The organism is uncultured Roseovarius sp., assembly GCF_913057115.1.
Lineage (GTDB): Bacteria > Pseudomonadota > Alphaproteobacteria > Rhodobacterales > Rhodobacteraceae > Roseovarius.
Genome location: NZ_CAJXNN010000069.1, coordinates 1 through 6,550, shown reverse-complemented (window position 1 = coordinate 6,550; position 6,550 = coordinate 1). Strand labels below are relative to the sequence as shown.

Genomic DNA, 6,550 nt, shown 5'->3' with positions numbered 1-6,550 from the left:
CGCAAGATCCTGATGGTGATCTCGGACGGCGCGCCGGTGGATGACAGCACCCTGTCGGTGAACCCGGCCAATTACCTTGAAAAACACCTGCGCGATGTGATCGACATGGTCGAACGCCGCAAACAGGTGGAGCTTTTGGCCATCGGCATCGGCCATGACGTGACGCGCTATTACGACCGCGCGGTGACGATCACCGATGTCGACCAACTGGCCGGGGCCATGACCGAACAATTGGCGGCGCTGTTTGACAGTGACCCAAGGGCGCGCGCGCGGGTGATGGGGATCAAGCGGGCGAGTTAAAGCGCCAAAGTATCGCCAGAGTTGATTTCATGATAGGCTAAACGCACCAAGTTAAGTTGGAGCGCTTAGCCATGAAATTTCGCCTTTGTACCTTTAACATCGAAAATCTCTTCACCCGCTTCGATTTTTCGGCCTTCACCGAGGATCGCAGCGTGAAATACCTGCCGCCCGTCGTGCAATTCCTTGGGGACTACGGGACCGGCGATTACACCAGTTTCCCGGAATTCAAACAATTCGTGCAAACCGCCCTTCTTTCACAGGCCGATGACAAACGGCAACATACCGCGCTGGCCCTGACCGAGGCGGACGCGCATCTTTGCCTGCTTCAAGAAGTCGATGATTTCAAAGCCCTTTCTCGGTTCCTCGACTCTTACGTCAAGAAAACCAGTGGCGAAAGCTACCACAACCGCGTGCTGCATGAAGGCAACGACATGCGCGGCATTGACGTGGCCGCAATCTCGGTCCGCAAATTCCCGTTCTACAGCCGCTCTCATGCCTGGCTCACCGGATCGTGGATCGACGACACCGACAGCGGCAAGGCCCTGCTTGATGCCTTCCCCTTGGCCAAGTCCAAAGCGCGTAGCCTGCGGTCCCGCCGGGTTTTGCGCCGCGATTGTCTCGAAGTCGTGGTCGATGTCGGCGGCCAAGAGGTAAGCCTCTTCAACTGCCATTTCAAATCCATGGGCGGTTGGGACAGCGAGGACAGCCTTGCCACCCGTCAGGCCGAGGCCTGCATGGTCCGCGAAATCGTCGCCCGCAAGTTCGATGACCCGGCCAATGCCCTTTGGGCCATCTGTGGCGATCTCAATGACGCTCAGCGCTTTCGCTTCGTCAGCAGCGTGCAGGAAGCAGACGGCAGCTTCGATGAAACCGAAAAGGAGGAACCGGCCTGCGGCGAAGACACCTCGGGCGTCGATCCCCTGTTGTTCGATGGCTTTGGCGTCAACCTGCTTGATACTCTCCCCGAGGCCGACCGCTGGACGCATTATTACGCCAGCGAACGCCATAAGACGCAGTTGGATTACATCATCGCCTCGCCTGCCTTGGTCACGAAAATGCGCGGCGTGCCACAGGTCGTGCGCTCAGGCATGCCTTGCCGGGTCCCCAACACGGGGCAGCATAGCCGCTATCCCCGGATCGGCTGGGACAGGCCCAAAGCCTCCGATCACTGCCCGGTGGTGGTGGAGTTCAATATCTAAAGCCTTCCACCTTGACCGGCATCACGTCCTTTTCGGTTTCGCGTTCCCTGCCTTGTCGATCTTCCTGGCTGCCGCACGCGCCCGGTTCTTCTTGCTGTTGGGCTTGCCCTTGGGTGGCGGTGGGCCTTTGCGCTTGCCCTCTTGCCCCGCAGGCTTGCCCGAGGGTTTCCTCTGCCCCGGTTTCGCACCATCGCCCTGTCTGCGCTCAGCGCCTTTTGCGCCGTGCCGCTTCTTGCTCAGGGTCGCATGCACCGTCGGGTCACGCTCCTCTGCCCTGCGCTCGCGCTTGGCGGCGACATCATTTGACTTGCCATGCCTTGGCTTGCGACGCGGCTCCGGCGTATCACCGTCCTTGGGCTTTCGCTCATATTTGGCGGGTGCGGGCCTGCCTTTAGGCGCTGGCCCGGATTTACCGGGGCGGTGGCTGGGCAGATCGGGCGCATTCTCCAAACGCCGAACCTGCTTTTTGCCTTCAATCACCATCCCCTCACCAATCGCCGCCAAGAACCCCGGCACGCTGGCCTCGCGAATTTCGACATAGGATTCGTCATCGGCAATGCGGATCGCCCCGATATCTTCCTTCGAGAGTCCCCCTGCCTTGCAAATCATCGGCAACAAATGCCGGGGCGAGGCCGCCTGATTGGCCCCTTCCGACAGCGAGAACCAAACGCTCGGGCCAAAGGGCGCGCGGGGCTTTTTCGGCTCCGGCTTACCGGCAACAACCGCGCCCAACTCCTCCGGCGCGGAATGGCGCAGCTTGTATTGGCGAAGATAAGCCGCCGCGATTTGCTCGGGCGTGAAACGCTCAACCAATTGATCCACCGCCGCGCGCTCACCATCCGTGATCTCCGCCTGCCAATCGTCGCTTTCCAGCATCCGCTGTTGATCGCGCGCCTCGACCTCCTCGCCCGAAGGTGCAGGCCCCCAGGCCGCCGTCAGCTTGGCAAATTTCAAAATCCGCTCCGCCTTCTTGCGCGCCGAGGGCACGACCACCAAGGCGCTCACCCCCTTGCGACCGGCCCGGCCCGTCCGGCCCGAGCGGTGCAAAAGCGTTTCGTGACTGCTGGGCAATTCGGCATGCACCACCAATTCCAGCTTGGGCAGGTCAATACCCCGGGCGGCCACATCGGTCGCCACACAGACCCGCGCGCGCCCGTCGCGCATCGCCTGCAAGGCGTTCGAACGTTCGCCCTGCGTCAACTCCCCCGACAGGGCCACCACCGAGAACCCCCGGTTCGACAGGCGTGTGGTCAACCGCGCCACCATGGCGCGGGTGTTGCAAAAGACGATGGCATTGGGGGCCTCGTAATAGCGCAAAACATTGATCACCGCCTTTTCCGCGTCATGCGGGGCCACCGTCAGCGCACGGTACTCAATATCGGCGTGCTGGGTCTGCTCGCCCACAGTCGAAATCCGCTCGGCCTCGCGCTGATAGCTCTTGGCCAGCTTGGCGATGGCATTGGGCACCGTGGCGGAAAACAACAGCGTCTGGCGCTCGCATGGGGTCTCCTCAAGGATAAACTCCAGATCCTCGCGGAACCCAAGGTCCAGCATCTCGTCGGCTTCATCCAGAACCACGGCGCGCACATCGGTCAGGTCAATCGCCCCGCGCATGATATGATCCCGCAACCGCCCCGGCGTGGCCACAACGATATGCGCCCCACGCGCCAGTGCCTGCCGCTCATCGCGGATATTCATCCCCCCAACGCAGGAGGCCAGAACCGCCCCCGCCTTGGCATAAAGCCAGCCAAGCTCACGCTTGACCTGCATCGCCAACTCACGCGTCGGCGCAATGACCAACCCCAAGGGGGCCGCTGCCGGGCCGAATGTCTCCCCCTCGCCCAAGACCGTTGGCGCAATCGCCAAGCCAAACCCGATGGTCTTGCCCGATCCGGTCTGCGCCGAAACCAAAAGGTCCCGCCCCTCAAGCTCAGGTTGGGTCACGGCCTGCTGAACAGGCGTCAAGACGTCATAGCCTTTTTCGGCCAGCGCCTCTGCAATGGTGTTTTTCAATGGTCTGGGTCTTTTCGCTTGGGAAATTTGAGCCGCCCATGGCCTATGCCACGCGGAAGCGTCGCGCATATCGGCTTGAGGTGGCTTTGTATAGAGAGCCTATGCGCTTTTCTTGCAAGGGCGTCAATTCGCCCCCACCACAGTTGAGCCAAAGGGCAATCCGGCGTTAAGCTGCGCCTCACCCAACACCCGAAAGGCCCGCCCGATGATCATCGCCCTTGTGCAAATCCCCCTCGATGGCCCGAAACGCCCGCATCACGACGTCATCGACCAATCACTGAACTCCACTAAGATCTTCCACAAGGTCAAAGGGTTACGCCGCAAATACTACCTCAACTCCGAGGCGGGCGGTGGCGGGGTCTATGAATTCGACAGCCGCGAAAATGCCGAAAGCTGGTTCAACGACTGCTGGGCCGACTGGATGGAAGGCCGCTTTGGCGTGCGCCCCACTCTCACGCTCTTCGACAACCCGGTGGTTCTGGATAACGAAGCGGGTGAAGTGCGCGTCGATGGCACCCCCGTCCCGCCCCCGTGGCAGGATGATTGATCTTTCCCGCCCCGCCCTTTAGCACTGCCTGACCCGCGCAGTTGCAGGAGAGCCGCGATGTTCCAATCCTTCGATGAAACCGCCAGCCCCGACCAAGGGCCGGGCCGCCTTGCCGCCCTGCGCGATATCATGGCCGCCGAAGGCGTTGCTGGCTTCATGGTGCCCCGCGCCGATGCCCACCAAGGCGAATACGTCGCCCCGCGCGATGACCGTCTGGCATGGCTGACGGGCTTCACCGGCTCGGCGGGGTTCTGCATCGTGCTGCCGCAGGTGGCGGGCGTCTTTGTCGATGGCCGCTACCGGGTGCAGGTGAAAACACAGGTCGCGACCGGGTCTTTCACCCCCGTCGACTGGCCCGAAACCTCGCCCGCCGCATGGCTGCGCGAACACCTGCCCGAAGGCGGCGTGGTGGCCTTTGACCCCTGGCTCTATACCCCCGACCAAATCGCGGCGATTGAAAAGGGCCTTGAGGAAAGCAGCATCACCCTGCGCCCGACCGATAACCTGATTGATGCCATCTGGCCCGACCAACCCGGTGCCCCCATGGGCGCGATCCGCATCTACCCCGAGGATCTGGCCGGCGAAAGCCACCAAGACAAACGCCGCCGCCTCGCCGCCGCGCTGCGCAACGCGGGCCATGCCTCGGCGGTCATCACCCTGCCCGACTCCATCGCGTGGCTGCTCAACATCCGCGGCAGCGACATCCCCCGCAACCCGATCCCGCATGCCTTCGCCGTCCTCCACGACGACGCGCACCTGACCCTTTTCGTCGACTCTGACAAACTCTCCGACGAGGTGCGCGACCACTTGGGCGATGAGATCACCATCCGGCCCCCAAACGCCTTCGGCCCGGGCCTGCGCAGCCTCACAGGCACCGTGCGCGTCGACCATTCCAGCGCGCCCCTGTGGGTCCTGCAGCAACTCGATGAGGCGGGCGTCGCCCACGCCAAAGGCGATGATCCCTGCGTGCTACCCAAGGCCTGCAAAACCAGCGCCGAGATTGCCGCCACGCGCGAGGCCCACCTGCGCGACGCCGCCGCCATGTGCGAATTCCTCACATGGTACGACGACCAAACCCCCGGCACGATCAGTGAAATCGACGTCGCCACCAAGCTCGAAGACTGCCGCCGCGCCACCGGCAAACTCCTCGACATCAGCTTTGACACCATTGCAGGCTCCGGCCCCAACGGCGCGCTGGCCCACTACCGCGTCAACCGCCAAAGCAACCGCACCCTGCAAGCCGGTGACCTTCTGGTTCTCGACAGCGGCGGGCAATACCTCGACGGCACCACCGATATCACCCGCACCCTGCCCATGGGCGACGTAGGCCAAGACGAACGCGCCGCCTTCACCCGTGTCCTGCAAGGCATGATCGCCATGAGCCGCACCCGCTGGCCCCGTGGCCTTGCGGGCCGCGACCTTGACGCCATCGCCCGCTATCCGCTCTGGCTGGCCGATCAGGACTATGGCCATGGCACGGGCCACGGCATCGGCGTGCATCTTTGCGTCCACGAAGGCCCACAGCGCCTTTCGAAAACCAGCGAAGTGCCGCTCCAAGAAGGCATGATCGTCTCGAACGAGCCGGGCTACTACCGCGAAGGCGCCTTCGGCATCCGCATCGAAAACATCGTCGTGGTGCGAGAGGCCGAACCGCTGCCCACCGGCGACGCCCATGGCAAGCTTTGCTTCGAAACGCTCAACTACGTCCCCATCGACCGCCGCCTGATCCTCCCCGAAATGCTCAGCGACGCAGAACGCGACTGGCTCAACACCTACCACGCCGCCTGCCGCGACAAAATCAGTCCTCGGATCACCGGCCCGGCTCGTCTATGGTTGGAGCAAGCGACCAAGCCGCTGTGACACACGGGTGTAACAATTCCCCGGCACAGCAAGGCAAGATCACCCGAAATGACGCAAAAGGAAGTACCATGACCGATATCACCATCCGGAAGGCAGAAGGCACATGGGTTGTCCGCGCAGGCGGCGCGGTTCTGGCTGAAAGCAAGAACGCGCTGGAACTCAGCGAAACCGGCTACCCCGATGTCATCTACTTCCCGCAAGAGGATATCGCCATGGCCTTCCTCGACGAAAGCGATCACCGCACCACCTGCCCCCACAAGGGCGAGGCGCGCTATTACTCCATCGTCACAAAAAGCCAAACGCTTGAAAACGCCGCCTGGAGTTATGAAAGCCCGAAAGACGACGTCGCCCGCATCAAGGACCACCTCGCGTTTTATCCCGGGGATTTCCTCGCGGTCGAACGGGTCTGACCCCGTAGGCTGCGCAGTCCCTGCGCACCTCTTCGGCTGGCCGCGCAGGGGAACGGTGGCTTTGCGCAGGAAAGCGGGTTTTGCAAAGTTTCGGCAGTTTCTTGACACCGGACCTTCAGGCCAGATGCGGCAAATACCGGATTCGAGCCCAAGGCCGCCATCAGGCGCAGTCCGGGCATCGTCCGACCTGGAGGGCGTTTGCAAGGATTGTGTGGGGCCTG

General features: G+C 62.6%; 5 protein-coding genes and 1 pseudogene. 5 read left to right on the top strand and 1 reads right to left on the bottom strand.

The genetic code is table 11. The features are described 5' to 3' along the window. Positions 1–300 (top strand): annotated as a pseudogene (locus QZ498_RS16895) (cobaltochelatase subunit CobT); the annotation flags it as partial. Positions 301–371: 71 nt separating this feature from the next. Next, positions 372–1,499 carry an endonuclease/exonuclease/phosphatase family protein gene (locus QZ498_RS16890; protein ID WP_294624363.1) on the top strand — a complete coding sequence of 376 codons (1,128 nt, stop codon included), beginning with the start codon at positions 372–374 and terminating at the stop codon, positions 1,497–1,499. A gap of 21 nt (positions 1,500–1,520) precedes the next feature. Here QZ498_RS16890 and QZ498_RS16885 read toward each other — a convergent pair whose 3' ends face one another. Continuing rightward, positions 1,521–3,512, bottom strand: coding sequence for a DEAD/DEAH box helicase (locus QZ498_RS16885; protein WP_294624361.1), 1,992 nt, complete (start codon positions 3,510–3,512; stop codon positions 1,521–1,523). Positions 3,513–3,717: 205 nt separating this feature from the next. On the opposite strand from QZ498_RS16885, the gene QZ498_RS16880 reads away from it, so the two are divergent. From QZ498_RS16880 to QZ498_RS16870, 3 genes are all read left to right on the top strand, one after another. Then, the gene (locus QZ498_RS16880; RefSeq protein ID WP_294624360.1) at positions 3,718–4,059 is read left to right on the top strand and encodes a hypothetical protein; all 342 of its coding nucleotides are present in this window, start codon (positions 3,718–3,720) and stop codon (positions 4,057–4,059) included. Positions 4,060–4,116: 57 nt separating this feature from the next. Beyond that, the gene (locus QZ498_RS16875) at positions 4,117–5,919 is read left to right on the top strand and encodes an aminopeptidase P family protein (protein ID WP_294624359.1); all 1,803 of its coding nucleotides are present in this window, start codon (positions 4,117–4,119) and stop codon (positions 5,917–5,919) included. Between the two features lie 68 nt (positions 5,920–5,987). Next, positions 5,988–6,329: a DUF427 domain-containing protein gene (locus tag QZ498_RS16870; protein ID WP_294624357.1), complete on the top strand. Its 342-nt coding sequence runs from the start codon at positions 5,988–5,990 to the stop codon at positions 6,327–6,329. Positions 6,330–6,550 lie beyond the last annotated feature (221 nt).

What these genes read in the sequence shown, in the direction of transcription:
- QZ498_RS16880 (WP_294624360.1), top strand. Translation starts at nt 3,718, where the DNA reads ATGATCATCGCCCTTGTGCAAATCCCCCTCGATGGCCCGAAACGCCCG.
- QZ498_RS16870 (WP_294624357.1), top strand. Translation starts at nt 5,988, where the DNA reads ATGACCGATATCACCATCCGGAAGGCAGAAGGCACATGGGTTGTCCGC.
- QZ498_RS16890 (WP_294624363.1), top strand. Translation starts at nt 372, where the DNA reads ATGAAATTTCGCCTTTGTACCTTTAACATCGAAAATCTCTTCACCCGC.
- QZ498_RS16875 (WP_294624359.1), top strand. Translation starts at nt 4,117, where the DNA reads ATGTTCCAATCCTTCGATGAAACCGCCAGCCCCGACCAAGGGCCGGGC.